The organism is Delftia sp. JD2, from assembly GCF_001682645.1.
Lineage (GTDB): Bacteria > Pseudomonadota > Gammaproteobacteria > Burkholderiales > Burkholderiaceae_C > Comamonas > Comamonas acidovorans.
In genome coordinates this window covers 59,192-84,506 of record NZ_LFJT01000009.1, presented here as the reverse complement: position 1 = coordinate 84,506, position 25,315 = coordinate 59,192, and the positions used below count along the sequence as shown (strand labels likewise).

Sequence of the window (25,315 nt, the reverse complement as noted above, 5' to 3'; positions counted from 1 at the left end):
GGGCGCGCCTGCTCCATCCCCAGCTGCCGCACCTGCCTCTTTTTCCTCATCCTCTCCAGCCCATGCGCTCGCTCCACGACGTGCCGGCTCCGGCCAAGCTCAACCTGTTCCTCCACATCACCGGCCGCCGCGCCGATGGCTATCACCTGCTGCAATCGGTCTTCATGCTGCTGGACTGGCATGACACGCTGCACTTCGACCGGCGTGGCGACGGCCAGATCAGCCGCGAGGACCTGTCGGGCATGGCACTTCCTGCCGACGATCTCATCGTGCGGGCCGCACGGGCTCTGCAGCAGGCGACCGGCTGCAGCGCGGGCGTGCACATCGGCGTGGAAAAGCGCCTGCCGGCGCAGGCCGGGATGGGCGGGGGCTCGTCGGATGCGGCATCGACCCTGATCGCACTGAACCGCCTGTGGCAGTTGAACCTGACGCGGCGCGAGCTGCAGCGCATTGCACTGGACCTGGGCGCCGATGTGCCTTTCTTTCTGTGCGGCAACTCCGCCTGGGTGGAAGGCATAGGCGAGCACATCACGCCGCTGGAACAGGCCAATGCCCTGCCGCCCCAGCGGTTCGTGGTGGTCAAGCCCGAGGCGGGGCTGGAGACCCTGTCCATCTTCCGCGACGCAACCCTCAAGCGCGATCACGCCCATGCTACAATCGAAGACTTTGCTGCAGATCACTATGGCTTTGGCCAAAACGACTTGCAGCCTGTCGCCGAAAGGCTGCAGCCTGAAGTGAAAAAAGCCATCGATTGGCTAAACTCACTAAAACTGCATGCTAGAATGACGGGCTCAGGAAGTGCAGTATTTGCACCACTGACGCAAACGATTGACTTAAAGGATGCCCCTGGCGCCTGGAACGTCAGAGTTTGCGGCAATCTGCAGGCCCATCCTCTCAAGGATTGGCTGAAAGATGAAAGTTTATAGGCTGTCTGCCTGCGGCAGAAGGCCTGTGTAGGGGAGTCGCCAAGTTGGTAAAGGCACCGGATTTTGATTCCGGCATGCGAGGGTTCGAGTCCTTCCTCCCCTGCCAAACGTCTTTCGCGTCAAGGCAAACCCATCGTACTGGGGCGCTCAATGCATTCACATCATCCTGACATCATGGTCTTCACCGGCAATGCCAATCCTGGCATGGCCACTGAAATCGTTCAGCACCTCGGCACCACGCTGGGCGCAGCCGACGTGGGTCGCTTCTCCGATGGAGAAGTCGCCGTCGAGATCAAGCAGAACGTGCGTACGCGCGACGTCTTCGTCGTGCAATCCACCTGCGCACCGACCAACGACAACCTGATGGAACTGCTGGTCATGGTGGACGCGCTCAAGCGTGCATCGGCCGAGCGCATCTGCGCGGTGATTCCCTACTTCGGCTACGCCCGCCAGGACCGCCGCCCGCGCTCCACCCGCGTGCCGATCACGGCCAAGGTCGTGGCCAACATGCTGCAGGCCGTGGGCGTCGAGCGCGTCCTGACCATGGACCTGCACGCAGACCAGATCCAGGGCTTCTTCGACATCCCCGTGGACAACATCTATGCCACGCCGGTGCTGCTGGGCGATCTGCGCCAGAAGAACTACGAAGACCTGATCGTCGTCTCCCCTGACGTCGGCGGCGTGGTCCGCGCACGTGCGCTGGCCAAGCAGCTCGGTTGCGACCTGGCCATCATCGACAAGCGCCGCCCCAAGGCGAATGTCTCCGAAGTCATGCATGTCATCGGCGACATCGACGGCCGCAACTGCGTGATCATGGATGACATGATCGACACCGCCGGCACGCTGGTGAAGGCGGCCGAAGTGCTCAAGCAGCGCGGCGCCAAGAGTGTCTATGCCTACTGCACGCACCCGATCTTCTCGGGTCCGGCCATCGAGCGCATCGGCAACGGCAACGCCCTGGACGAGGTCGTGGTGACCAACACCATTCCCCTGAGCGCCGAGGCACAGGCCTGCGGCAAGATCCGCCAACTGTCCGTGGCACCCCTGATTGCCCAGACGATCCAGCGGATTTCCACCGGTGATTCGGTGCTGAGCCTGTTCTCTGAATAAAATATTGGCCCCTGTGGTCGGAACCCAGCAAACCTCCTTCGGGAGGTTTGCGCGTTCCGGAGTGGTTTCAGGACCACCCCGGGACACCGCAAGAGCAGCCTGGTCCGCATCGGACAGGCGTTCTTTTATCAACGGATGAGGCTGGTCGCGGTCCATCCATCTAGGAGTTAGTTATGCAATTCGTCGCTTTTGAGCGCGCCAAGCAAGGTACGGGTGCGAGCCGCCGTCTGCGCAATTCGGGCAAGGCCCCTGGCATCGTCTACGGCGGTGCTGCCGAAGCCCAACTGATCGAAATCGATCACAACGCCCTGTGGCACGCCCTGAAGAAGGAAGTGTTCCACTCCAGCATCCTGGACATGGAAGTCAACGGCCAGACCTCCAAGGTCGTGCTGCGCGACGTGCAATTCCACCCCTACAAGCAGCTCATCCTGCACGTGGACTTCCAGCGCGTTGACGACAAGACCAAGGTTCACCTGAAGGTGCCGCTGCACTTCGAAGGCATGGAACAGTCCCAGGCCGTCAAGGTCGAGAACTGCACGATCACTCCCCTGGTCCATGAACTGGACGTGGTGTGCATGCCCGCCCAACTGCCCGAGTTCATCACCGTCGACCTGAGCGGCCTGACTTCCAAGTCCACCCTGGGCCTGCAAGGCGTCAAGCTGCCCAACGGCGTGAAGGCCGTGGTGCGCGGTTCCAACAAGAACCCCGCCCTGATCTCCATCAAGCTGCCCGAAGTGGCTCCTGATGCATCGGCAGCTCCCGTGGCAGCCCCGGCCGCTCCGGCCAAGAAGGGCAAGAAGTAATTCTTGGCTTTCCCTTGCGGTGGCCCCGGCTGCCGCAAACCTGCAAAAGGCCCACCTCGCGTGGGCCTTTTGCATGGGGGAGCACCCTCGCCCGCCGGCTGCGGCCGCCATGGAGATAATCGCCCGATGATCAAATTGTTTGTCGGCCTGGGCAACCCCGGGCCGGAGTATGAGGACACCCGCCACAACGCGGGCTTTTGGTGGATTGATGCGCTGGCGCGCGAACTCAAGGTCCAACTGGTGCCCGAGCGCAGCTACTTCGGCCTCATGGCCCGTGCCAGCGTGCGCGGCGAGAACGTCTGGCTGCTGCAGCCGCAGACCTTCATGAACCTGTCGGGCAAGTCGGTGGGCGCGCTGGCGCGCTTCTTCAAGATCCTGCCCGAGGAAGTCCTGGTGGTCCATGACGAACTGGACTTCGAGCCCGGCCAGGTCAAGCTCAAGCGCGGCGGCAGCCACGGCGGCCACAACGGCCTGCGCGATATCCATGCCCAGCTGGGCTCGGCCGACTACTGGCGGCTGCGCATCGGCATAGGCCATCCGGGCCACAAGGCCGAAGTCGCCAACTGGGTGCTCAAGAAGCCCGCACCCGACCAGCGCCAGCTGATCGAGGACAGCATCGCCCACTCCCTCAAGGCCTGGCCCGAACTGCAGGCCGGCAACATGGACAAGGCAACCTTGCTGATCCACACCACCAAGCCGCCGCGCCCCAAGCCTGCACGCCCGGCCACGGCCGAGAGCGACAAGGGCTGAACGTTCAGGAAGAAGCGGGAGCCTGGGACTGCAGACGCAGGTACTTCTGCATCAGCGTCTCGCGGTCTTCCACATGGGCGGGATTCACGGGAATGCAGGCCACCGGGCAGATCTGCACGCACTGGGGCTCATCGAAATGGCCCACGCACTCCGTGCACTTGCTGTGCTCGATCTCGTAGTACTCCTCGCCCATGGAGATCGCATCGTTCGGGCACTCGGGCTCGCAGACATCGCAGTTGATGCATTCGTCGGTGATCATCAAAGCCATGGCAGGTCCCTCGCAAGTGCCAGCCACGCTCCGGGCCGGGCGGGCCCATGTGCCCCGAACGGGCCTTGCAGCAAGGTGGCATCAGTCATGCCGCCATTATCCTGTCCGCCACATAAGCATGGAGGCTGCACGGGCAAGCCCGGCGCCCTGAAATCGATGGCCGCGTCCCCGTCCATCGGGGCCCTGCCGCTTCAAAGGCCGCTATGCTGCGCGCATGGGCCGTGCGCAGTACCATTCGGGCCCTTCCAAGAACAACCCACCCACTCCGCCGACGTGACCGCCACCCACCCTGCCGAGGCCGATTGCCCATGAGCATCTTTCTGCTCAAGCGCCTGCTGATGCTGGCAGCCACGCTGCTGGGCGCATCAGCCGTGGTTTTCGGCGTGCTGGAGGTGCTGCCCGGCAATGCCGCCCAGACGCTGATGGGCCCCGATGCCGCGCCCGAGGCGGTGCAGGCGCTGGCCGTGCAACTGGGGCTGGACCAGCCGGCCTGGCAGCGCTACCTGCAGTGGCTGCAGGGACTGCTGCACGGCGACATGGGCCTGAGCTACGCCTACAGCACGCCGGTCAGCGAGCTGGTGCTGGAACGGCTGGCCGTCACCGTGCCGCTGGCCGTGATGGCCATGCTCATCACGACCGTGCTGGCACTGGCCGCCGGCATCTATGCCGCCTCGCGCCACAACCGCTGGGGCGACCTGGGCATCATGGGCCTGGCACAGGTCGGCATCGCCATCCCCAATTTCTGGTTTGCCATCCTGCTGATCCTGGTGTTCTCGGTGAAGCTGCAATGGTTTTCCGCCGGCGGCTTTCCCGGCTGGAGCGAGGCCGACGGCGGCGGCCCGCTGCAGGCACTGCAGGCGCTGCTGCTGCCGGCCATCTCGCTGGCCGTGGTGCAGGCGGCCATCCTGGCGCGCATCACGCGCTCGGCCGTGCTGGAGGTGCTGCGCGAGGACTTCGTGCGCACGGCCCGCGCCAAGGGACTGTCGCGCCGTGCCGTGCTCTGGGGCCATGTGCTGCGCAACGCCATGATTCCCGTGCTCACGGTCATGGGCCTGCAGTTCGCCCAGCTGCTGGCCGGCACCATCGTGGTGGAGAACGTGTTCTACCTGCCGGGTCTGGGCCGGCTGATCTTCCAGTCCATCGCCAACCGCGACCTGATCGTGGTGCGCAACTGCGTGCTGCTGCTGGCGGCCATGGTGGTGGTCATCAACTTCATCGTGGACGTGCTGTACGCGGCCATTGATCCGCGCATCGAAGCCAGCGACGTATGAGCCAGCCGCACAGCCCTCCTTCGCCCTCTCCCTCCGCCCCGCCACCGGGCCACCGGCCCACGCGGGCCGTCACCCTGGGCGCGCCCGCCGGAGCGGGCCGGCGCATGCTGGGCCACCGCAGCTTCCTGCTGGGAGCGGTGCTGACCGCGCTGCTGCTGCTCACGGCCCTGCTGTCTTTCTGGTGGACGCCGGGCTCTGCCTACGACATGGACATGGACGCCAAGCTGGCTGCACCGGGCGCCCTGCACTGGCTGGGCACCGACGCCTATGGGCGGGACGTGGCCTCGCTGCTGTTCCTGGGCGCGCGCAGCTCCATCCTGGTCGGCGTGATTGCCGTGGGCATCGGGCTGTCGATGGGCGTGGCGCTGGGCCTGGTCGCGGCAGCCCGCAGGGGCTGGGTGGAAGAGGCCATCATGCGGCTGGCCGATTTCAGCTTTGCCTTTCCCGCGCTGCTGTCGGCCATCATGCTCACGGCCGTGTTCGGCGCAGGCATCGTCAACGCCATCATTGCCATCGGCATCTTCAACATCCCCACCTTCGCGCGCATCACGCGGGCATCGGCCAAGGCCGTGTGGGCGCGCGAATACGTGCTGGCCGCACGCGCCTGCGGACATGGCCGCGCCAGCATCACCTGGCGCCATGTGCTGCCCAACATCCTGCCGGTGCTGGTGGTGCAGGCCACCATCCAGTTCGCGCTGGCCATTCTGGCCGAGGCCGCCCTGTCCTATCTGGGCCTGGGCACTCAGCCGCCCCAGGCCTCCTGGGGCCGCATGCTCAGCGAGGCGCAGACCCTCATGTTCCAGGCACCGCTGCTGGCCGTGTGGCCGGGCCTGGCCATTGCGCTGTCGGTGCTCGGGCTCAACCTGCTGGGCGACGGGCTGCGCGATCTGCTCGACCCGCGCCTGTCGCGCCAGCGCTGAGGAAGGCACGCGCCCATGCCCCTGCTCGAAGTCTCCGGCCTCACCATCACCTTGCAGACCCCGCGCGGCCGCGCGCGCGCCGTGCAGAACCTGGAGTTCATCCTGGAGCGCGGCGCCACGCTGGGCCTGATCGGCGAGTCGGGCTGCGGCAAGTCGCTGACCGCCCTGGCGCTGATGGGCCTGCTGCCCGAGCATGCGCAGGTGGACGGCAGCATCCAGCTCAACGGCAAGGAGCTGCTGGACATGGACGAGAACGCGCTGTGCCGCCTGCGCGGCAACCGCATGGCCATGGTGTTCCAGGAGCCGATGACGGCATTGAACCCCGTGCACGGCATCGGCCGCCAGGTGGCCGAGCCGCTGCGCCATCACCTGCGCCTGGGCCGCCAGGCCGCGCGCGCGCATGCGGTGGCGCTGCTGGAGCGCGTGGGCATTGCCCGTGCGGCCCAGCGCTATGACGACTATCCGCACCAGTTCTCGGGCGGCCAGCGCCAGCGCATCACCATCGCCATGGCCCTGGCCTGCGGGCCCGACCTGCTGATTGCCGACGAACCCACGACGGCGCTGGACGTGACCGTTCAGCAGCAAATCCTGGACCTGCTGCAGGAACTGGTAGCCGAGCATTCCATGGCCCTGCTGCTGATCTCGCACGACCTGGGCGTGATAGCGCAGAACGTGGAGCAGTTGCTGGTCATGTACGGCGGCAGCGTGGTCGAAAGCGGCATGACCGAGGCCATCTTCGCGCGCCGCGCCCATCCCTATACGCGCGGCCTGTTCGCGGCCAGGCCCCAGCTGGACCTGTCCGCCCCCGGCAGCCTGCCGCCGGCCCGGCTGCCCACCATTGCCGGCACCGTGCCCGAGCTGGTGGACCTGCCGGCCGGCTGCGCCTTCGCGGGCCGCTGCAGCTTCACCGAGCCGGCCTGCCACAGCGAGCGCCCGCGCCCCGTGGTACTGGAGCGCCCGCAGCGGCCCACGCCAGCATCACTGCAGGCCTGGGCACAGCCGCATGTGGTGCGCTGCCTGCGCCCCGAGGCCATTGCACAGGGCCTGCCTGCACAGGAATGCGCATGACAGGGCACCCCCTCCAGACGCCACCGGTCCAGACGCTACCGGCTGCCGATGCACCCCTGCTGCAAGTGACAGGTCTGACCCGCAGCTACCAGCTGCCGCGCCGGTCGCTGTGGCGCGCGCCGGAGCAGGTGCATGCGCTGCGCGGCGTGGATTTCACGCTGGCGGCGGGGCGCAGCCTGGGCGTGGTGGGCGAGTCGGGCTCAGGCAAGTCCACGCTGGCACGCCTGGTCATGGCGCTGGACACGCCCAGCGCCGGCAGCGTGCGGCTGTTGGGCCAGGACCTGCACCGGCTCGGCAACCAGGCCCTGCGCATGGCGCGCCGCGATTTCCAGATGGTGTTCCAGGACCCCTACGGCTCGCTGGACCCGCGCATGACGGTGGAGCACATCGTCTGCGAACCCCTGCTCGCACAGCCTGCGTCGCCCGAACGCAGCGCCCGGCGCGACCTGGCCCGCGCCACGCTGGAACAGGTCGGCCTGCGCGCGCAGGATCTGGACAAGTACCCGCACGAGTTCTCGGGCGGCCAGCGCCAGCGCATCGCCATTGCGCGGGCATTGATCACACGGCCCCGCCTCATCGTGGCCGATGAGCCCGTGAGTGCGCTGGACGTATCGGTGCAGGCCCAGGTGCTGAACCTGCTGCACGATCTGCAGCAGCAGCTGGGCCTGTCCTATCTGTTCATCAGCCACGACCTGGCCGTGGTCCAGCACCTGTGCGACGACGCCATCGTGCTGAGCGAGGGCCGCATCGTCGAGCGCGGAGCACCGCAGCAGCTGTTCCACGCCCCACAGCACCCGTATACGCAGGCCCTGGTCCGGGCCGTGCCGCGCATCGCCCTGCAGCACCGGGCCTGAAAGCTGACGGCCGCCCGCGCGGACCAGGCCCCCAGGGCCACGCACCCGTGCGTCGTGGTGTAAAAACACTGCTGCAGGCCGCAGACAGCGGCCCGAGAACCATCTGCAAGAATTTCCGGAGACCTGTTCATGTTCAACCGCCGTTCCCTGCTGGCCAGCTCCGCTGCTGCCGGCCTGCCCCTGCTGATGCCCTGGCCTGCGCTGGCCCAGAGCCGCAAGGACAGCATCACGCTGGCGATGACGCTGGAGCCCCCGGGGCTGGACCCCACGGCCGGCGCCGCATCGTCCATCGGCGAGATCGTGCTCTACAACCTGTTCGAGACGCTGACCAAGATCAACCCGGACGGCAGCGTCTCGCCGCTGCTGGCCGAGAGCTGGGAGGTCTCGCCCGACCTCAAGACCTACACCTTTCGCCTGCGCAAGGGCGTGAGTTTTCAGAACGGCGAGCCCTGCAACGCCCACAGCGTGAAGTATTCCTTCGACCGGGCGGGCGACGACAAGAGCACCAACAAGGACAAGCGGACCTTCGCCTCCCTGTCCACGCGCGTGGTGGACGACCATACCGTGGTCGTGATCAACAAGGACATCGATCCCGACTTCCTCTTCGTGCTCGGCCAGGCGACTTCCATCATCGTCGAGCCCAAGAGCGCGGCCACCAACGCCACGCGCCCCGTGGGCACGGGCCCTTACCAGTTGGGCAACTGGAGCAAGGGCGCCTCGGTCACGCTCACGGCCTGGCCGCAACACCGCATGGCCTCCGGCCTGCGCATTCGCCGCGCCAGCTTTCGCTTCATCTCGGACCCTGCGGCCCAGGTCGCTGCGCTGCTGGCTGGCGACGTCGATGCCTTCCCGCGCGTGACGCCGCGCAGCGTGGCCCAGTTCAAGGCCAACGGGCGCTTCCAGGTCGTGGTCAGCGGCTCGCGCGCCAAGACCATCCTGGCCATGAACAACGCACGCAAGCCCCTGGGCGACGCGCGCGTGCGCCGCGCCATCGCCGCGGCCATCGACCGCAAGGCCGTGATCGACGGCGCGGGTGACGGCTACGGCCTGCCCATCGGCAGCTACTACGTGCCCACGGCCTTCGGCTACGTGGACACCACGGGCATCAACCCCTTCGACGTGGAAAAGGCCAAGGCGCTGCTGGCCGAGGCCGGCGTCAAGACCCCGCTGGAGCTGACCATGACGCTGCCGCCCACGCCCTACGCGCGCCAGGGCGGCGAAGTGATTGCCGCGCAGCTGGCCAAGATCGGCATCCGCGCCAAGCTGCAGAACGTCGAATGGGCGCAGTGGCTGTCGGGCACCTACACCCTCAAGAACTACGACCTGACGCTGATCTCCCATGTCGAGCCCTTCGACCTGGGCAACTTCGCCAAGCCCGACTACTACTGGGGCTACGAGTCCGCCCAGTTCAACGAGCTGTACGACAAGATCAAGAACGCCTCGCGCCCCGCCGACCGCTCGCGCCTGCTGGGCGATGCCCAGCGCCTGCTGGCCCAGGATTGCGTGCACGCCTTCCTCTACACGCCGCAATGGGTCACCGTGGCCAACAAGAACCTGCGCGGACTGTGGAAGGACATGCCCATCTTCGTCAACGATCTCTCGGCACTGTCCTGGGCCACCTGAGCCGCGCACCGGCTGAGCCACAGGCGACAGGCGCGCCGGTGGCCCCGGTCCACACTGCGGCGGATCTGCCGCTGGAACCGCCATCCTCAAGGAAGCCGCGATGACTGGAACGACACAGGCCCTGCACGACCTACCCGCCCATGCGCTGCTGCGCGCCTACCGGGAGGGCAGCCTCTCGCCCGTCGAGGTCATGCACGAGCTGCTGGCCCATGTGCAGCGCTGGGAGCCGACCCTGGGCGCCACCTACCTGCTGCGCCCCGAGGCCGCACTGGCCCAGGCACGCGCCAGCGAGGCGCGCTGGCTGCGCGGCGAGCCGGCAGGCCTGCTGGACGGCGTCCCCGCCACGGTCAAGGACAACATCGCCACGCGCGGCGACCCCACCCCCGTGGGCACGGCCGCCACGCCCCAGGTCGCGGCCCCGCTGGATGCACCACCCGCCGCGCGGCTACGCGAGGCGGGCGCCATCCTCTTCGCCAAGACCACCATGCCCGACTACGGCATGCTGTCCTCGGGCCTGTCCTCGCTGCACGGCAACACCTTCAACCCCTGGGATCTGGACAAGACGCCGGGCGGCTCCAGCGCAGGCGCAGGCGCCGCTACGGCAGCCGGCTACGGGCCGCTGCATGTGGGCACGGACATTGGCGGCTCCATCCGCCTGCCCGCAGGCTGGTGCGGCATCTTCGGCCTCAAGCCCAGCCTGGGCCGCGTGCCCATCGACCCGCCCTATACCGGCCGCTGCGCCGGCCCCATGACGCGCAGCGTGGCCGATGCCGCACTGATGATGCAGGCGCTGTCCCTGCCCGATGCGCGCGACAGCATGGGCCTGCCGCACCAGGACATTGCCTGGAGCGGCTTCGACATGGACCCCGCCCAGGTGCGCGGCCTGCGCATAGGCCTGCTGCTGGATGCCGGCTGCGGCCTGCCCTTGCAGCCCCGCGTGCGTGCCGTGGTGGAGCAGGCTGCGGCCTGGCTGGAATCGGCCGGTGCCCATATCGAGATCATCCAGCCCTGGCTCACCCGCGACATGCTCGACGGCCTCGACCATTTCTGGCGCATGCGCTCGCATGTGGAAATGCAGTCGCTGCCGGACGCCCAGCGCCACGTGGTCCTGCCCTTCATCCGCGACTGGGCCGACAGTGCCGGGTCCATCACCGCCACCCAGCTGTTCGTGGCCAGCCAGCAATCGCACCTGCTGCGCGTGGCCACGGTGCGTGCCACGGCGGCCTTCGACTATGTGCTGTCGCCCGTGGCGCCCATCACGGCTTTCCCGGCCCACCTGCCCAGCCCCACCAACGACCCGCTGCGACCGCTGGAGCACATTGCCTTCACCGTGCCCTACAACATGTCAGAGCAGCCCGCCGCGTCCGTGCCCTGCGGGCATGATGGGCAGCTGCCCATCGGCGTGCAGATCGCGGGCCGCCGCTTTGACGACCTGGGCGTGCTGCGGCTCAGCCGTGTGCTGGAGCAGTTGCGGCCGCCGCAGCCTGCCTGGCCACAGCCCCTGCCGCCGGGCCGGGGCACTGGCGACAGCGAAGACGGCGCACAGGCACGGGCACGAGCAGTGCCGGCTACTCCAGCCTGATCCCCGCATCCTTGACGATGCGCGCCCAGCGCGGCAGGTCGCGCGCCATGGCCGCTGACAGCTCCTCGGGCGTGCCGCCCACCGGGCGCAGCCCCATGGCCGCCAGGCGGCCGCTGAGTTCGGGCGAGGCCACGATGCGCCGCACCTCGGCCGAGAGCTTGTCCACGATGGGCCGGGGCGTTCCCGCCGCCACGAAGGTGGCAAACCAGCCATTGGCCTCGAAGCCCGCCAGCCCCAGCTCGGCAAAGGTGGGCACCTCGGGCAGCGCCGGATGGCGCTGCATGCCGGTGATGGCCAGGATGCGGATCTTGTCGGACTTCAGGTGCGCATTGGCCGAGGACACGTCGATGAAGCCCGACGACAGCTGCCCGCCCAGCACATCGTTGACCAGCGGCGCCGCGCCCTTGTAGGGAATCAGCGCCAGATCCAGCCCGGCCCGGGCACGCAGCAGCTCGCCATGCATGTGCGAGGAGGTGCCGTTGCCGTAGTTGCCGTTGCTGTACTTGCCCGGATGGGCCTTGACCAGGGAGATGAACTCCTGCAGCGTCGTGGCTGGCACGTCGCGCGGCACCACGAACAGGTCCGAGGACAGGGCCACCTGCGATACGGGGGCAAAGTCCTTGAGCACGTCATAAGGCATCTTTGCGTACAGCGCAGGCGCCTGGATCATGGCCGTGATCCCCAGCAGCAGCGTATAGCCATCGGGCGCCGACTTGGCCACCACATCGCCGCCGATGATGCCGCTGGAGCCCGGCCGGTTCTCCACCACCACGGGCTGACCCCAGGCCTGGCTCAGTTGCTGGGCAATGATGCGGCCGATGATGTCCGTGCCGCCACCCGCCGGATAGGGAATCACCATGCGCAGCGGCTTGGACGGATAGGCACCGCCTGCCGGCTGTGCAAAGGCGATCGGCGATGCTGTTCCCAGGGCGGCACCCAGTGAGGCGCTGGCGGCGCATGCCAGCGCCGCCCTCAGGCAGCCGCGTCGGCTCGATTCCATGGCTTGTCTCCTTGTCCTTCGGTGCTCCGCCCTCGTTGGCGGGGCGGTGTGCCCTGCCGCAGTGGCAGGGTCCATGGACAGTGTGGCCACCGGGCCTTCAGCCACCAATCGCCGATCGTCTCAAAATGATTGGCAAAAAAGATCAGCGGCCGCGATGCTGGGCCTGCCGGTAGGCGCCCGGCGGCAGGCCGGTCCAGCCCTTGAAGGCGCGGTGAAAGGTGCTGGCCTCCGCAAACCCCACGCGGGCCGCGATGTCGGCCAGGGTCAGATCCGGGCGGTTCAGCAATTCGATGGCGGCGTCGCGGCGCAGGTCGTCCTTGAGGGATTGGAAGCCCAGGCCTTCGTCGCGCAGGCGGCGGCGCAGCGTCTGCGGTGTCATGGACAGCGCGGCGCCGACCTGCTCCAGCGAAGGCAGTTCCCCCGTCAGATCGCGGCGCAGCAGGCGGCGGATGCGCTCGCCCAGGCGCGTGCGGTCTCGGTAGCGGATCACCAGGCCCATGGCCGCCTGGTCCAGGAATTCGGTCAGGCTCTCCGGGGTCTGCACCACGGGCAGCTCCAGCCAGCGCGCATCGAACTCCAGCCCCGTGAAGTCGCGGTCACGCTGCAGCGGCGCCAGGAACAGGCGCTGCGCCTCCGTGCCATACGGCATGCTGGCTCCGGCCGGCGCGCACACGCCCGTCAGCTCAATCCTGCGCGACACCAGCCAGGACATGACGCCATAGCCCAGAAAGCAAAAGGAACGCTCGGCATAGGCCAGCGGCGCATCACGCTCGCGCAGCGACACCATGGCGATGCGGGCCACGCCATCCACCACCTGCAGCCGGGGAGCGAAGTCGCGCAGCACCAGGCGGTAGAAACGCAGCCCGGCCTGCAATGCCTCGCCCAGCGTGCGGCAGGGCAGCATGCTGCGGCAGGCCTGGGCAAAACTGCCCACGGGCAGCGGATGGCGGCACAGGCCCCACAGCTCGTCGCGGCAGACGCGGCGCAGCACGCGGATCAGCGCCGCGTACTGCGCCTGGGTCACGCGCGACAGCGGCGCCTCCAGCAGGGCCGGCGCAATGCCGGCGCGGCGCAGGATGGCTGGCACATCCATGCCATTGCGCTGCACGCCCTGCACGATCTGCAGGACCTGGGCAATGGCAATGGTGTGGGCCGTGGTCTGTGGCATGGGCTTGGTGGAGACGGCATCAGATGGGCAGGTCAAGGCCTGCCCGCCATTGTCTCCATCAATGGCCCAGATATCGATCCAGGAATCCCAGCACCCGCTGCTCGTAGGGCTTGGGCGCGTAGTCGTACAGGTCCACATGCGCGGCGCCCTCCACCATCCACAGCGCCTTGGGCTCACGCGCCGCATCGAACAACTCGCGCGTTTCTGCGGGCGTGGTGTGCCGGTCCTGCAGGCCAGCCGCGATCAGCACGGGAGCGCCCAGCGCCTTCACATGGTCGATGGGGCGCAGTTGCGCCAGCTCCAGATGCAGGCGCAGCGGCAGCTGCCACGCCAGCAAGGGCGTGACCACGTCCGCCAGCCAGCCGATGTGCGCGCGCACGCGGTTGTCTATGGCCTGCCGGATGTCAGGGAACACGGACTCCAGCACCACCGCATCCGGCCCCGGCGCCACATGGGACAAAAGCAGGGCCGCGCCGCCCAGCGATGTGCCGATCACCGCCACCTTCTCGCCCGGCAGCTGCTGCCGCACATAGGCCATGGCGGCACGCACGCCTGCGCCTTCAACCATGCCGAAGCTGATGCGCTCGCCACTGCTTTCGCCGTGCGCTGGCAGGTCGATCAGGCAGACGGAGTACCCCTGCCGATGGAGCATGCGCGCACGCGCCAGCATGGCCAGCCGGTCTGCGTACACGCCGTGCAGCAGCAGCACGGCACCATGGCCCGGCTGCCCCTTGGCGAACCAGCCCCGGACCTGCCCGCCCTCGTCGGTGGTCAACTGCAGCGTCTGGACCGGCCAGTCCGCGGGCGGCGCGCCGACAGGCTGGTGGTCCGGCTGGCTCAACAGGCTGCCCACCAGCCAGGCCGCCACCATCAGCAGGGCCAGTCCGGACAATCCCGCCATCAGCAAGGCGGCAGACCATGAAAGATTGCGCAATCGGGAAAACATGGCGTGGACTGTGCCACGGCCCGGCCCTTGCGCCGTGGCCCGCAGCGAAAAGCGGAGTATTCCTAACGCTGCACCAGGGCTAGCCGCACGGCCATGCCCAGGAAGACCAGCCCGGCCACGCGGTTGAGCCAGTTCTGGGCGCGCACGGAGCGCTGAAGCAGCACGCCGAACCAGCCCGAACAGCAGGCGATGGCGCCGAACACCAGCAGCGCCGCCAGCATGAACACGCAGCCCAGCACCATCACCTGGGTGGCCACGCCGCCGCGCGCGGGGTCAGCGAACTGCGGCAGAAAGGCCAGGAAGAAGATCAGCACCTTGGGATTCGTGAGGTTCATCACCACGCCACGCCCCACCCAGCGCAGCGCCCGTGCGGGGGTCAGCGGGTCGGCTGCGCCGGCCTGCGGCATCTCGCCCGGCCGGGCCACGGCGCGCAGCGCGCCCCAGGCCAGCCAGGCCAGATAGGCCGTGCCGCACAGCTTGATGGCGGTGAACAGCAGGGGCGATGCAGCCACCAGCGCCGCCAGGCCCAACGCAACCGCCGCCGTATGCACCACCAGCCCCAGGCACAGGCCCAGCACCACGCACAGGCCCACGCGCCAGCCACGCTGGGCCGATTGCATGAGCACGAACAGGTTGTCAGGCCCCGGGCTCAGGCCCAGCAGCACGGCCACGCCGAAAAAGGCCAGCAGGGTTTCAAAGGTCGGCATCGCTTCTCTCTTTTCGATTCATCGCATGTTCCAGCGCGGCTTGGGTCAGGCTTGCGCGGTGACGATCCAGCCTTCCAGCGGATCCAGGTCGTGCGGCAACCCGTAGAGCGCATCGCCCTGTGCACGGCGGGCCGCGGCCCAGGCGGCCTGCAGCATGCAGATCACGGCGTCCAGCCGGTCTCCGCTGCCGTCTGCCAGCAACTGGTTGCGGGTTTCTTCGGCGTCGATACGCAGGCGCAGCGCCAGCGGGTTGTCGCCGCTCTCCAGCGCCGCCAGCAATTGCACACGCGCCTGATGGCGTTCGGGCGTTTGCCGCACGGGTTCGTCGCTTTTGTAGCTGAGGCGCCCGATCACGGCGCGCGCCAGCATGCCCGGGTAGGCTTCCAGCGCCACGCGGCGCGCATCGCCTTCGCCTGGCCGTTGCAGGCCCGGCAGATGCACGCCGGCCGCGCGCAGCAAGGGCAGCCCGGCATGCAGCATGTAGGCCACGGGCGGGTTCACCCATTTCATGGAAGGGCTGGCCCCCGCAGGCCCGTCCGTGGCGCGGTGTGCGAACTTGCCGCCTGCGGGCCGCGCCGCACAAAAGGCCTTGAACTGCTCGCGTATGGCCTGGCGCGTGAGGCCGGCATAGTGGTCCATGCAGGCCGCCCAGTCCGTGGGCCAGGCGAGTTGCTCCACCAGTTCGCGCGGCAGGCCAAAAGGCAGGTCGAATCCGCCCACCCAGGCCGACTGCGCCGACTGCGCCGCATCGGCGGGCCGGGCCAGCCAGGCGGCCCATGCGTCCAGCGAGGCGAACTCCAGCAGCTCCTGCAGGACCACCGTGTCGCCAGCCAGCAGGTGGCCCAGGGCCATGGTGATGGGTTTGCGCGCCGTAGGCCGGCTGCTGAAATCGCAGCCCAACACCCGCATTGCAGCCATGGTGCTCAGCCCAGGCCCAGCGCCGTCACGCCGACGGCAATGCACACCGCGCCCGCAATGCGCGCCAGGCGGTCGCCTTCGCGCAGCATGTGCCCGCCGATCAGCGCCGCGAACAGCATGGAGACTTCGCGCGCAGGCGCCACGTGCGACATGGGCGCATCCTGCATGGCGTAGAGCACCAGCACATAGGCGATGGGGCTGATCAGCGCCACCAGGGCCGCGAAGCGCCACTGCGTGCGCCACAGGCTGCGCGCAGTGGGCAGGTCGCGCAGCACCACGGGAGCGAGCAGGAATACGCGCACGAAGTTGCCCATGTAGTCGATGAGGATGGGCGACATCAGCAGCATCTTCACGCCGTAGCCGTCCACCACGGTGTAGCTGGCGATGAAGGCGCCCGTCAGCAGGCCGTACCACAGGCCCAGCCGCAGCCGCTCGCGCGCTTCGGGGTCATGGCGTGCGCGCAGCAGGCCGGGGCCGCCCGCGATCAGGAACACGCCAACCACCACGCCGGCAATGCCCAGCACGCCCAGCGAGGAAATCTGCTCCCCCAGGAAGACCACCGCCACCATGGACGACAGCAGCGGCCCCGAGCCGCGCGCCAGCGGATAGACCACGGTGAGGTCCGCGCTGCGGTAGCCACGCAGCAAGGTCACGTAGTAGGCCACGTGCAGCAGGCCGCTGGCCAGCACCACCAGCCATTCGTTGCGGCCCCATGTGGGCACCACATCGCGCCCCACCCACCAGCCCAGCGGTGCCCAGATCACCATCATGATGACCGAGGTGAAGAAAGCGAAGCGCGAGTCGCCGCCCGCCTTCTTGGCCACGATGTTCCAGCCGGCATGGATGAGGCCGGCAATGATGATCAGGGCAAAGGCTTGCAGCGACATGGGCAGGTCCGGGGAAAGCGGGGCGTGGCGCGGGAAAGAAAAAAGGCCGCGCACTGCGCAGCCTGGGGTGTTGCTTGAGGCGTCCGGGGACGCCACCCCGGGGAGTTACCTGCGGCTGGACACCAGCGAGAGGAACTCGCGGCGCAGTTCAGGATTGGTGAGGAAGGCGCCGCGCATAACGGAGTTCAGCATCTTGCTGTCCATCTCGCGCACGCCGCGCCAGGACATGCAGAAGTGCGAAGCCTCCATGACCACGGCCAGGCCGTCAGGGCGGGTCTTGTCGAGGATCAGGTCGGCCAGCTGGATGATGGCCTCTTCCTGGATCTGGGGGCGGCCCATGATCCAGTCCACCAGCCGCGCGTACTTGGACAGGCCGATGACATTGGTGTTCTTGTTGGGCAGCACGCCGATCCAGATCTTGCCGATCACCGGGCACAGATGGTGGCTGCAGGCGCTGCGCACCGTGATCGGGCCGACGATCATCAGCTCGTTGAGGTGCTCGGCGTTGGGGAACTCGGTGATGGCGGGCTGCGCCACATAGCGGCCACGGAACACCTCGTTGACATACATCTTGGCCACGCGGCGCGCCGTGGCGCGCGTGTTGTGGTCGTGCGTGGTGTCGATGACCATGCTGTCGAGCACGCCCTGCATCTTGTCCTGGACTTCGTCGAGCAGCTGCTCGAGTTCACCGGGCTCGATGAATTCGGAGATGTTGTCGTTCGCATGAAAGCGCTTTTGCGCCTGCTTCAACCGTTCGCGGATCTTGACCGAGACGGGGGTGCCCTCGGCCTGGCTGTCTTGTTTCATGTCGACGAGTTCTCTGAACATGGCTGGCATGGTAACAGCGAAACCCGCGGCATGGCACGCAAGGGATTTTCCACCCAAACGCAGGTTCTGCCCGCGCTGAAAGCTATCATTTCAATAGCAAAAGAATGGCTTGTGTGACAGAACCCGGGGCTAGAGGCGGAATTCGGCAATCAGCGGCAGATGGTCGGACATGCGCCACCAGATGCGTCCCTTGGGCACATGCAGTCCCAGCGGGGTGAGGCCGCGCACGTAGACATGGTCCAGCTGGGCCAGCGGCAGGCGCGAGGGATAGGTGGGCACGCTGGGCAATTCGTCGTATTCGTACAGGCCGAAACCGCCGAGCATGCGCTTGATCTGGCCACCCCAGTCGTTGAAGTCGCCAGCCACCACCACGGGCGCGCCGGGCGGCACCTCGCGCTCAATGAAGCGCTTGAGCTGTGAGACCTGGCGCACGCGGCTGCCGGGGATCAGGCCCAGGTGCACCACGATGGTGTGCACGCGCCGGTTCTGCACCTCCACCTCCACATGCAGAAGGCCCCGCTGCTCGAAGCGGTGGTCGGAGATGTCTTCGTGCTGGTGGCCCACCACGGGCCAGCGGGTGAGCAGCGCGTTGCCATGCTCGCCGTGGCGCGTGTAGGCATTGGTGCGGTAGACGGCCTCGTATCCCAGGGGAGCCAGGTACTCCGCCTGCGAGACCTGGGGCCAGCGCTCGAAGTACGCGGCCTCCTTGTGGTTCATCTTGCGCACTTCCTGCAGGCAGACGATGTCGGCATCGAGCTGCTCCACAGCGTGTCCCAGGTTGTGGATCTCCAGGCGGCGCACGGGACCCATGCCTTGCACGCCCTTGTGGATGTTGTAGGTCGCGACGCGCAGTATGGACGGGCCGGGGTCCACCTCGTGGGAGGATTTCACGTTGTCAGTCATAGGCGGTCAGGAACACAGGGATCGGGATCAGTCCAGCTCCAGTGAAGCGAATCGCGGCAGCATCAGGATGGCTTCCGCATTGGACGGGGAGTAGCAGCGCTCGGCAGCGTCATGCCAATGATGCCAAGCAGATGCGGTATGTTCCCTCGGATTCAAGAACACAGGGGTGTAGGACGGAATCCGCAGGCCGAAAACCCTCTCGCGGTTGTGCCATACACCGGGCGCATAGCGGTGCTGCCAGGCCGGGTAGATGGTGTAGATGTTCTCCAGCGCCCAGTCCTGCAGCAGGCAGCCGGGCGCCTCGGGGTCGATGCCGGTTTCTTCCCGCACCTCGCGCACTGCGGTCTCGCGCCAGGACTCGCCTTCATGGTCCTTGCTGCCCGTCACCGACTGCCAGAACTCCCCGCCCTCAGGCGCCGGTGCCGTGCGGCGCATCAGCAGCACCTGCCCGTCATCGCGGTAGATGACGACCAGCACCGATTCAGGGATCTTGTAGCCTGGCATGGCAGGCATCAGCCCTTGCCCTGGACCGCCTTGGTCGCCACGGGAGGCGGCAGATCCTTGGCCTGCAGCGCGCGTACCTGATGCACGAGCTGGTTGTGCGCATCCAGAAAGGCGGCGGCGATGACCTTGCCCTCGTTGGTATTGCTCCAGCCCGCGCCCGCCGCGCCCAGGCGGCCCAGCACCATGCCGCCCACGCCCAGATCGGTGGTGCGGGCGGCGCCCGTGGCAGCGGCCACCTGCTCGGTAGTTTCGTTGTCCGACAGCAGCAGCGCGGTCTGCGCCTCCTTGAACTTGACCTGCTCGACCATGCCGACCAGCCCCGCGATGTCCCGCAGCACCGGAATCATGGCAACCACGCCGGCCAGACCCCGGCCCGCGTCCTGCTCGCTGAAGGTCAGGCTGGGCGTCAGCGTGTATTGCGCCTCATAGCCACGGCCCTTGCGCACCGTGGAGTTCTCGCGCAGTACGCCGGCGTTCTTCAGGTCCTGCTCCTGCACCGTGCCGCGCAGGCCCGCGCCCCGGTCCACCACACGAAAGCAGCCGCTTTGCTGGGCCAGCAGCTTGATCAGCGGCACGGGCGAGGCGGGCAGCTGGTAGCCCGACCCCATGACGTAGCCGTTGGGATTCTCGGCCAGGGCCAGCGTGGCCACGGGCGCGTCGCAGCGCACGAGTTCGCGCGAGCCATTGTTCGCGCCCAGGGGCCCGGCGGAGCCGGTGATCTCCGAGCCACCCTGCCCCAGCTCGGTCTTCTTTTCCCCGCAGCCGGACAGGCCCAGCCCTGCCAGCACAGCCAGCGCCAGCGATGCAATGCCTTGAAAACGCATGAAAGCTCTCCGCAAAAAGAAAAACGGCAGAAGCTGTGCCAGCTTCTGCCGTCCGTATCAAGCCGCCAGGCCCGGTCCTCAGCCCTGGGTGGCCGCCAGCGGGTTGCGCAGGCGGATGTGCAGCTCGCGCAGCTGCTTTTCGTCCACGGGCGAAGGTGCCTGCGTCAGCAGGTCCTGGGCGCGCTGGGTCTTGGGGAAGGCGATCACGTCACGGATGGAGTCGGCACCCGTCATCAGCGTGATCAGGCGGTCCAGGCCGAAGGCCAGGCCACCGTGCGGGGGCGCGCCGTACTGCAGCGCGTCCAGCAGGTAGCCGAACTTGGCGCGGGCGTCTTCGGGCGAGATCTTGAGCGCGTCAAACACCTTGCTCTGCACGTCGGCGCGGTGGATACGCACCGAGCCACCGCCCAGCTCCCAGCCGTTCAGGACCATGTCGTAGGCCTTGGCCAGGCAGTTGGCCGGGTCGGTGACCATGAGTTCCTCGTGGCCGTCCTTGGGCGAGGTGAAGGGATGGTGCACGGCCGCCCAGCGGTCGTTTTCCTCGTCGTGCTCGAACATGGGGAAGTCCACCACCCACAGCGGCGCCCAGCGGTTCTCGAACAGGCCGTTGGCCTTGCCGAATTCGCTGTGACCCACCTTCAGGCGCAGCGCGCCGATGGAGTCGTTGACGATCTTTTCCTTGTCTGCGCCGAAGAAGATGAGGTCGCCGTCCTGTGCGCCCGTGCGCTTGAGGATCTCGGCAATGGCCGCGTCATGCAGGTTCTTGACGATGGGAGACTGCAGGCCATCGCGGCCCTTGGCCACTTCGTTGACCTTGATCCAGGCCAGGCCCTTGGCGCCGTAGATCTTGACGAATTCGGTGTACTGGTCGATCTCGCCGCGCGAGATCTGCGAGCCGCCGGGCACGCGCAGCGCGACCACGCGGCCGCCCTTGGTCGTGGCGGGGGTGGAGAACACCTTGAAGTCCACGTCCTTCATGACTTCGGTCAGTTCGGTGAACTCGAGCTTGACGCGCAGGTCAGGCTTGTCCGAGCCGAAGCGGAAGGCCGCATCCTGGTACGTCATCATCGGGAACTCGCCCAGATCCACGTCCAGCTGGGTCTTGAAGACCTCGGTGATCATGCGCTGGAAGATGGCGCGGATTTCCTCTTCGTCCAGGAAGGAGGTCTCGCAGTCGATCTGCGTGAACTCGGGCTGGCGGTCGGCGCGCAGGTCCTCGTCGCGGAAGCACTTGGTGATCTGGTAGTAGCGGTCGTAGCCGGCCACCATCAGCATCTGCTTGTACAGCTGGGGCGACTGCGGCAGGGCGAAGAACTCGCCGTCGTGCACGCGGCTGGGCACCAGGTAGTCGCGCGCGCCTTCGGGCGTGCTCTTGCCCAGCATGGGCGTTTCGATGTCGATGAAGCCTTCCTTGTCCAGGAAGTTGCGCACCTGGATGGCCGTGCGGTAGCGCAGCATCATGTTGCGCTGCATGTAGGGGCGGCGCAGGTCCAGCACGCGGTTGGTCAGGCGCACGGTCTCGGACAGGTTCTCGTCGTCCAGCTGGAACGGGGGCGTGACCGAGGCGTTGAGCACGTTCAGCTCGTGGCACAGCACTTCGATCTGGCCGCTCTTGAGCTTGTCGTTGGTCGTGCCTTCGGGACGTGCGCGCACCAGGCCCTTGACCTGCACGCAGAACTCGTTGCGCAGGCCTTCGGCGGTCTTGAACATCTCGGCACGGTCGGGGTCGCAGACCACCTGCACATAGCCTTCGCGGTCGCGCAGGTCGATGAAGATCACACCGCCATGGTCGCGGCGACGGTTCACCCAGCCGCACAGGGTAACGGTTTCGCCCATCAGGGCTTCGGTCACTAGACCGCAGTAATGGGAGCGCATGGCCATGATGAAAAGCTTCCTGCGCCCGGGATGGGCGCGACAGTTTGTTATTTGGATTCCGCGGGCAGTGTGAGATCCGGAGGAGTCACCACGCCCATCGAAACAATGTACTTGAGCGCGGCATCCACGCTCATTTCCAGCTCGATGCAATCGCTCTTGCGAACGATGACGAAATAGCCGCCCGTCGGGTTCGGCGTTGTCGGCACGAAGACGCTCAGGTATTCGTCACGCAGATAGGCGGCGACCTCTCCGCTGGGCGAGCCGGTGACGAAGGCCACGGTCCAGACGCCTTCGCGCGGCCATTGCACCAGCACGGCGGTGCGAAACGCATTGCCACTGTCCGAGAACACGGTGTCGGACACCTGCTTGACGCTGGAATAGATGGAGCGCACCACGGGAATGCGGCTGACCACCGCATCGCCCCAGGAGACAAGCTTGCGGCCGATGAAGTTGCTGGCCGCAGCGCCAACCACCAGCAGGATCAGCAGCGTGAGCACCACGCCGAAGCCGGGAATGTGGAAACCCAGCAGCCGGTCCGGATGCCAGGCCTCGGGCAGGATGGCCAGCGTCTGGTCCAGCGTGCCGATGATCCAGTTGAGCACGCCCAGCGTGATCACCAGAGGAACAATCACCAGCAGGCCGGCGAACAGCCATTTGCGCAGAGCGGACATGAGAAATGCAAGCCTTGATTAATGGCCCGTGGAGGGTGCGGGAGCGGATGCGGGGGCCGCAGCAGGCGCAGTTGCCGCAGGTGCGGCAGATGTATCCGAGGCCTGGGTGTCTGCCGCTGGAGCCGGCGTGGCGGCGCTCTTGCTGCCGCTGTTCTTGAAGTCGGTCGCGTACCAGCCCGAGCCCTTGAGCTGGAAGCCGGCAGCCGTCAGCTGCTTGGAAAAGGCCTCGGCACCACAGGCCGGGCAGGTCGTCAGCGGAGCATCCGAGATTTTCCGCAGCACGTCCTTGGCATGACCGCAGGAGCCACACTTGTATGCATAAATAGGCATGGCGCTAATGCTTATACGAGAGAAGATGCAAAACTTTCGATTATAGGCATCCGCCCGATACTGCGGCTGCCTTGCCCCCAAAGGCCCAGGCCGGAGAGCCGCAAGCCGCATGCATCAGTCGGTACCTTATGGCCCGAAATGCAAAATGCCAGTCGCGCGGACTGGCATTCCATCAGGGCGGTGCCGGCAAGCCCCGCTGCCGGGGCGCCTGCCGCGTCCATGTTCAGCGCCGTGCCCGGCGCCGCTGCATCCCCATACCGGCCAGCATGACGGCAAGGCCCATCAGCACCAGGGCAGGCACCCCGGTGGCGGGGACCGGCTCCGGCGTCAATGCGGCAGCAACCACCAACTCCTGGTCACGCGAATTGTTGGCCGGCTCCGGGTCCGTGGTTCCACTGACCGCCGTCACCGTGGCTGTCAGGCTGCCCTGCGTGGTGGGCGTGAAGCTCACCGTGCAGGAAATGCTGGCACCCGAGGCCAGCGGCGCGCCAGTCGGCACCGCAGGCGTGCATGAGGTGCTGGCACCTGCCGGCAGCCCTGCGATGGAGCAATTGGCAAAGGCCGCCGCATTGGGGCCGGCATTCGTGCAGACGAACGATCCCTTCACGGGAACACCCACGTTGGCGGTGGCCGGCAGCGTGACGCTGGTGGCCTGCATGTCGGCCCGCTCCACGGGGTTGAAGGGGTGGGCCTTGGTGTTGTTGGCCGGCACCGGATCCACCGTGCTGCTGCTCGCCGTCACCAAGGCCGCGATGGTGCCCGTTGTGGTGGGCGTGAACTGCACTGTGCAGGCGATGCTGCCGCCCGATGCCAATGGCGAGGCCGTGGGGACGCTGGGCGTGCAGGACGTGGTCGCCCCGGCTGGCAGGCCGGAGATCACGCACGAAGCCGCCGTCGCCGCACTGGGGCCGGCATTGGTGCAGCTGAAGCTGCCGGACACCGGCACGCCCACCGTCATGGTCAGGGGAAGCGTGATGGAGGTGGCCTGCATGTCGGCACGCTCCCCGGGGCTGTAGGGGCGCAAGATGGTGTTGTTGGCAGGCACCGGGTCCGGCGTGCCGCTGCTGGCGGAGACCAGGGCCGTGAATGCCCCGCCCGCTGTGGGCGTGAAGCCCACCGTGCAGTCGATGCGGGCGCCCGAGGCCAGCGGCGATCCTGTAGGTACAGCGGGAGTGCAGGACACGGAAGCGCCTGCCGGCAGGCCTGAAATGGCGCACGAGGCTGCCGCCGCAGGGCTGGGCCCCGCGTTGGTGCAACTGAAGCTGCCGGATGCCGGCGTGCCCACCGCCATGGAGGCCGGCAGGGTCAGCTCCGTGGCCCTCATGTCCGCCGACTCCCCTGGGTTGTAGGGGAAGGACATCGCATTGTTGCTCGGCACCAGATCTGTCGTTGCACTGCCGGCCGTCACCAGTGCCGTGATGGCGCCCGTGACAGCAGGCGTGAAGCCTACCGTGCAGGCGATGCTGTCGCCTGCGGCCAGCGGCGATCCTGTAGGAACAGCGGGAGTGCAGGACACGGAAGCGCCTGCCGGCAGACCTGAAATGGCGCACGATGCTGCCGCCGCAGGGCTGGGTCCCGCATTGGTGCAGCTGAAGCTGCCGGATACCGGCGCCCCCACCGTCATGGACGGCGGAAGATCGACGCTGGTGGCCTGCATGTCGGCCGCTGGCGCAACCGCCAGCACAGCCAGTGTGGCCGGCTGGTTCAGGCCAATAAGACTGAGGTTGGAAGGACCGTTGGTGAAGCTGCCTGTCGCGGTCGGACGCACGTCGAGGCTCACCTCGCAGAAGGCAGCGCCCTGGGCCAGGTCTCCGTTGGACACGGTCACGGTGCTGCCGCCTGCTGCCGCCTGCACGGTCGTTCCGGGGCAGGTGGTGCTGGCATTGCCCTCGACGACCAGTCCTGCAGGCAGGTTGTCGGTAAACGACCAGCCTCGCTTGCGCAGCAGATCAGTCGTATTGGTGATGGTCATGGTCAGCCGGGAGACCTGGCCGAGTTGGATGCTGGCAGGCGAGAAGGCCTTGTCCAGTTGCGGCGTGACATCGATGATCTGCGCGTTGTCGATCGACGAATCGTTGCCCATGGAGCTGGTCTGGTCGTTGTGCAGAACAAACCCGACAGAGGTCCCGCTGAAGAGCAGTGCTCCCGGAGAAGTCACCGTCTGGGCCACAGCGGTCTGGGTGCCGGCAATACCGATAGGTGTTGTATTGAATGACTGTCCACCCACGCATGGATTGATCGCGTTCGTGGAGATGGGCAGTTCCGTACCAGCGTCATTGATCAGAGAAAAACGCAGCAGCGGGGCGACAAATCCCGACGAGCAGAAGGTCGCCACCACATCGGTACGGGCCGTGAGGAATCTGCTGCTGGCACTTTGTGCAATATTGGTGGCGGTGCGAAAGGCAATTGCGCCAGCAGGAAAGGTCCCATTCGCTGTAAGCATTGCCATGACGTGATTGTTGCGTGCAGCCGCCGCACTCTGGCCCTGATAGCGCCCGGCGACCTCGGCCATCTGCTGCAGGTTGTTCCAATTGCCATGGTCCGAGCAGGCCGCAATCATCACCGTCGAACCTGGAGCC

The 25,315-nt window shown here is 67.2% G+C and carries 25 protein-coding genes and 1 tRNA gene; 11 read left to right on the top strand and 15 right to left on the bottom strand.

Features of this window, described 5'->3' with window-relative positions; translation table 11 throughout:
* Positions 1–62: 62 nt before the first annotated feature.
* From ispE to pth, 5 genes are all read left to right on the top strand, one after another.
* A complete protein-coding gene (ispE, locus tag ACM14_RS07490) occupies positions 63–926 on the top strand; it encodes a 4-(cytidine 5'-diphospho)-2-C-methyl-D-erythritol kinase (RefSeq protein ID WP_065345768.1) in 864 nt (287 codons plus the stop codon).
* A 29-nt stretch (positions 927–955) separates the two neighbouring features.
* Positions 956–1,032, top strand: a tRNA-Gln gene (locus ACM14_RS07485).
* 44 nt (positions 1,033–1,076) lie between these two features.
* Positions 1,077–2,036: a ribose-phosphate pyrophosphokinase gene (locus ACM14_RS07480; RefSeq protein ID WP_012207231.1), complete on the top strand. Its 960-nt coding sequence runs from the start codon at positions 1,077–1,079 to the stop codon at positions 2,034–2,036.
* 173 nt (positions 2,037–2,209) lie between these two features.
* Positions 2,210–2,839: a 50S ribosomal protein L25/general stress protein Ctc gene (locus tag ACM14_RS07475; RefSeq protein WP_013800859.1), complete on the top strand. Its 630-nt coding sequence runs from the start codon at positions 2,210–2,212 to the stop codon at positions 2,837–2,839.
* Between the two features lie 126 nt (positions 2,840–2,965).
* A complete protein-coding gene (pth, locus tag ACM14_RS07470) occupies positions 2,966–3,589 on the top strand; it encodes an aminoacyl-tRNA hydrolase (protein WP_065345767.1) in 624 nt (207 codons plus the stop codon).
* Between the two features lie 4 nt (positions 3,590–3,593).
* On the opposite strand, the gene ACM14_RS07465 is transcribed toward pth, so the two are convergent.
* Positions 3,594–3,857: a YfhL family 4Fe-4S dicluster ferredoxin gene (locus ACM14_RS07465; protein ID WP_012207234.1), complete on the bottom strand. Its 264-nt coding sequence runs from the start codon at positions 3,855–3,857 to the stop codon at positions 3,594–3,596.
* Between the two features lie 308 nt (positions 3,858–4,165).
* Here ACM14_RS07465 and ACM14_RS07460 point away from each other — a divergent pair, with 308 nt between their 5' ends.
* The 6 genes from ACM14_RS07460 (at position 4,166) to ACM14_RS07435 (ending at position 11,175) form a co-directional block, all read left to right on the top strand.
* Positions 4,166–5,128: an ABC transporter permease gene (locus ACM14_RS07460; RefSeq protein WP_013800857.1), complete on the top strand. Its 963-nt coding sequence runs from the start codon at positions 4,166–4,168 to the stop codon at positions 5,126–5,128.
* Positions 5,125–6,048: an ABC transporter permease gene (locus tag ACM14_RS07455; protein ID WP_065345766.1), complete on the top strand. Its 924-nt coding sequence runs from the start codon at positions 5,125–5,127 to the stop codon at positions 6,046–6,048. The genes ACM14_RS07460 and ACM14_RS07455 overlap by 4 nt, the downstream gene beginning before the upstream one ends.
* 15 nt (positions 6,049–6,063) lie before the next feature.
* Entirely contained in the window at positions 6,064–7,116 is a 1,053-nt protein-coding gene (locus ACM14_RS07450; RefSeq protein ID WP_063328213.1) for an ABC transporter ATP-binding protein, read from the top strand.
* A complete protein-coding gene (locus ACM14_RS07445; RefSeq protein ID WP_065345792.1) occupies positions 7,113–7,970 on the top strand; it encodes an ATP-binding cassette domain-containing protein in 858 nt (285 codons plus the stop codon). Before ACM14_RS07450 ends, ACM14_RS07445 begins: the two co-directional genes overlap by 4 nt.
* Positions 7,971–8,099: 129 nt before the next feature.
* Positions 8,100–9,593 (top strand): ABC transporter substrate-binding protein, encoded by a 1,494-nt coding sequence (locus ACM14_RS07440; RefSeq protein WP_013800854.1) that lies wholly within the window; start codon positions 8,100–8,102, stop codon positions 9,591–9,593.
* Positions 9,594–9,693: 100 nt separating this feature from the next.
* A complete protein-coding gene (locus tag ACM14_RS07435) occupies positions 9,694–11,175 on the top strand; it encodes an amidase (protein WP_065345765.1) in 1,482 nt (493 codons plus the stop codon).
* On the opposite strand, the gene ACM14_RS07430 is transcribed toward ACM14_RS07435, so the two are convergent.
* The 14 genes from ACM14_RS07430 to ACM14_RS32385 all read right to left on the bottom strand — a co-directional run bounded on the left by ACM14_RS07430 (position 11,162) and on the right by ACM14_RS32385 (position 24,819).
* Positions 11,162–12,175 carry a tripartite tricarboxylate transporter substrate binding protein gene (locus tag ACM14_RS07430; protein WP_065345764.1) on the bottom strand — a complete coding sequence of 338 codons (1,014 nt, stop codon included), beginning with the start codon at positions 12,173–12,175 and terminating at the stop codon, positions 11,162–11,164. The genes ACM14_RS07435 and ACM14_RS07430 overlap by 14 nt on opposite strands.
* A gap of 142 nt (positions 12,176–12,317) precedes the next feature.
* Positions 12,318–13,343: an AraC family transcriptional regulator gene (locus tag ACM14_RS07425; RefSeq protein WP_065345763.1), complete on the bottom strand. Its 1,026-nt coding sequence runs from the start codon at positions 13,341–13,343 to the stop codon at positions 12,318–12,320.
* A 58-nt stretch (positions 13,344–13,401) separates the two neighbouring features.
* Positions 13,402–14,289, bottom strand: coding sequence for an alpha/beta hydrolase (locus tag ACM14_RS07420; RefSeq protein WP_065345762.1), 888 nt, complete (start codon positions 14,287–14,289; stop codon positions 13,402–13,404).
* Between the two features lie 62 nt (positions 14,290–14,351).
* Positions 14,352–14,996: a LysE family translocator gene (locus ACM14_RS07415; protein WP_065345761.1), complete on the bottom strand. Its 645-nt coding sequence runs from the start codon at positions 14,994–14,996 to the stop codon at positions 14,352–14,354.
* Between the two features lie 45 nt (positions 14,997–15,041).
* Complete coding sequence (locus tag ACM14_RS07410; protein WP_065345760.1) at positions 15,042–15,905, bottom strand: DUF429 domain-containing protein; 864 nt, start codon at positions 15,903–15,905, stop codon at positions 15,042–15,044.
* A 14-nt stretch (positions 15,906–15,919) separates the two neighbouring features.
* Positions 15,920–16,801, bottom strand: coding sequence for an EamA family transporter (locus ACM14_RS07405; RefSeq protein ID WP_013800847.1), 882 nt, complete (start codon positions 16,799–16,801; stop codon positions 15,920–15,922).
* 105 nt (positions 16,802–16,906) lie between these two features.
* Complete coding sequence (gene folE / locus ACM14_RS07400) at positions 16,907–17,629, bottom strand: GTP cyclohydrolase I (protein ID WP_052155430.1); 723 nt, start codon at positions 17,627–17,629, stop codon at positions 16,907–16,909.
* A gap of 129 nt (positions 17,630–17,758) precedes the next feature.
* Positions 17,759–18,532 (bottom strand): endonuclease/exonuclease/phosphatase family protein, encoded by a 774-nt coding sequence (locus ACM14_RS07395; protein WP_012207248.1) that lies wholly within the window; start codon positions 18,530–18,532, stop codon positions 17,759–17,761.
* A 27-nt stretch (positions 18,533–18,559) separates the two neighbouring features.
* Entirely contained in the window at positions 18,560–19,045 is a 486-nt protein-coding gene (nudB, locus tag ACM14_RS07390; protein ID WP_012207249.1) for a dihydroneopterin triphosphate diphosphatase, read from the bottom strand.
* Complete coding sequence (locus ACM14_RS07385) at positions 19,045–19,860, bottom strand: CsgG/HfaB family protein (protein ID WP_065345759.1); 816 nt, start codon at positions 19,858–19,860, stop codon at positions 19,045–19,047. The genes nudB and ACM14_RS07385 overlap by 1 nt, the downstream gene beginning before the upstream one ends.
* 78 nt (positions 19,861–19,938) lie before the next feature.
* Entirely contained in the window at positions 19,939–21,741 is a 1,803-nt protein-coding gene (gene aspS / locus ACM14_RS07380) for an aspartate--tRNA ligase (protein WP_013800843.1), read from the bottom strand.
* Positions 21,742–21,782: 41 nt separating this feature from the next.
* Positions 21,783–22,406 carry a DUF502 domain-containing protein gene (locus ACM14_RS07375; protein ID WP_012207252.1) on the bottom strand — a complete coding sequence of 208 codons (624 nt, stop codon included), beginning with the start codon at positions 22,404–22,406 and terminating at the stop codon, positions 21,783–21,785.
* An 18-nt stretch (positions 22,407–22,424) separates the two neighbouring features.
* Positions 22,425–22,736 (bottom strand): FmdB family zinc ribbon protein, encoded by a 312-nt coding sequence (locus tag ACM14_RS07370; protein WP_034396889.1) that lies wholly within the window; start codon positions 22,734–22,736, stop codon positions 22,425–22,427.
* A 223-nt stretch (positions 22,737–22,959) separates the two neighbouring features.
* A complete protein-coding gene (locus tag ACM14_RS32385; RefSeq protein WP_254662012.1) occupies positions 22,960–24,819 on the bottom strand; it encodes a DUF11 domain-containing protein in 1,860 nt (619 codons plus the stop codon).
* Between the last annotated feature and the right edge of the window lie 496 nt (positions 24,820–25,315).

Excerpts from the sequence above, each read along its gene's own strand:
- ACM14_RS07455 (WP_065345766.1), top strand. The coding sequence starts at position 5,125 with ATGAGCCAGCCGCACAGCCCTCCTTCGCCCTCTCCCTCCGCCCCGCCA.
- ACM14_RS07450 (WP_063328213.1), top strand. The coding sequence starts at position 6,064 with ATGCCCCTGCTCGAAGTCTCCGGCCTCACCATCACCTTGCAGACCCCG.
- ACM14_RS07480 (WP_012207231.1), top strand. The coding sequence starts at position 1,077 with ATGCATTCACATCATCCTGACATCATGGTCTTCACCGGCAATGCCAAT.
- ACM14_RS07415 (WP_065345761.1), bottom strand. The coding sequence starts at position 14,996 with ATGCCGACCTTTGAAACCCTGCTGGCCTTTTTCGGCGTGGCCGTGCTG.
- ACM14_RS07375 (WP_012207252.1), bottom strand. The coding sequence starts at position 22,406 with ATGTCCGCTCTGCGCAAATGGCTGTTCGCCGGCCTGCTGGTGATTGTT.
- ACM14_RS07395 (WP_012207248.1), bottom strand. The coding sequence starts at position 18,532 with ATGACTGACAACGTGAAATCCTCCCACGAGGTGGACCCCGGCCCGTCC.
- ACM14_RS32385 (WP_254662012.1), bottom strand. The coding sequence starts at position 24,819 with ATGGGCAACGATTCGTCGATCGACAACGCGCAGATCATCGATGTCACG.
- ACM14_RS07410 (WP_065345760.1), bottom strand. The coding sequence starts at position 15,905 with ATGCGGGTGTTGGGCTGCGATTTCAGCAGCCGGCCTACGGCGCGCAAA.
- ACM14_RS07475 (WP_013800859.1), top strand. The coding sequence starts at position 2,210 with ATGCAATTCGTCGCTTTTGAGCGCGCCAAGCAAGGTACGGGTGCGAGC.
- ACM14_RS07440 (WP_013800854.1), top strand. The coding sequence starts at position 8,100 with ATGTTCAACCGCCGTTCCCTGCTGGCCAGCTCCGCTGCTGCCGGCCTG.
- pth (WP_065345767.1), top strand. The coding sequence starts at position 2,966 with ATGATCAAATTGTTTGTCGGCCTGGGCAACCCCGGGCCGGAGTATGAG.
- ACM14_RS07430 (WP_065345764.1), bottom strand. The coding sequence starts at position 12,175 with ATGGAATCGAGCCGACGCGGCTGCCTGAGGGCGGCGCTGGCATGCGCC.
- ACM14_RS07435 (WP_065345765.1), top strand. The coding sequence starts at position 9,694 with ATGACTGGAACGACACAGGCCCTGCACGACCTACCCGCCCATGCGCTG.
- ispE (WP_065345768.1), top strand. The coding sequence starts at position 63 with ATGCGCTCGCTCCACGACGTGCCGGCTCCGGCCAAGCTCAACCTGTTC.
- nudB (WP_012207249.1), bottom strand. The coding sequence starts at position 19,045 with ATGCCTGCCATGCCAGGCTACAAGATCCCTGAATCGGTGCTGGTCGTC.
- ACM14_RS07385 (WP_065345759.1), bottom strand. The coding sequence starts at position 19,860 with ATGCGTTTTCAAGGCATTGCATCGCTGGCGCTGGCTGTGCTGGCAGGG.
- aspS (WP_013800843.1), bottom strand. The coding sequence starts at position 21,741 with ATGGCCATGCGCTCCCATTACTGCGGTCTAGTGACCGAAGCCCTGATG.
- ACM14_RS07465 (WP_012207234.1), bottom strand. The coding sequence starts at position 3,857 with ATGGCTTTGATGATCACCGACGAATGCATCAACTGCGATGTCTGCGAG.
- ACM14_RS07425 (WP_065345763.1), bottom strand. The coding sequence starts at position 13,343 with ATGCCACAGACCACGGCCCACACCATTGCCATTGCCCAGGTCCTGCAG.
- folE (WP_052155430.1), bottom strand. The coding sequence starts at position 17,629 with ATGTTCAGAGAACTCGTCGACATGAAACAAGACAGCCAGGCCGAGGGC.
- ACM14_RS07420 (WP_065345762.1), bottom strand. The coding sequence starts at position 14,289 with ATGTTTTCCCGATTGCGCAATCTTTCATGGTCTGCCGCCTTGCTGATG.
- ACM14_RS07445 (WP_065345792.1), top strand. The coding sequence starts at position 7,113 with ATGACAGGGCACCCCCTCCAGACGCCACCGGTCCAGACGCTACCGGCT.
- ACM14_RS07370 (WP_034396889.1), bottom strand. The coding sequence starts at position 22,736 with ATGCCTATTTATGCATACAAGTGTGGCTCCTGCGGTCATGCCAAGGAC.
- ACM14_RS07460 (WP_013800857.1), top strand. The coding sequence starts at position 4,166 with ATGAGCATCTTTCTGCTCAAGCGCCTGCTGATGCTGGCAGCCACGCTG.
- ACM14_RS07405 (WP_013800847.1), bottom strand. The coding sequence starts at position 16,801 with ATGTCGCTGCAAGCCTTTGCCCTGATCATCATTGCCGGCCTCATCCAT.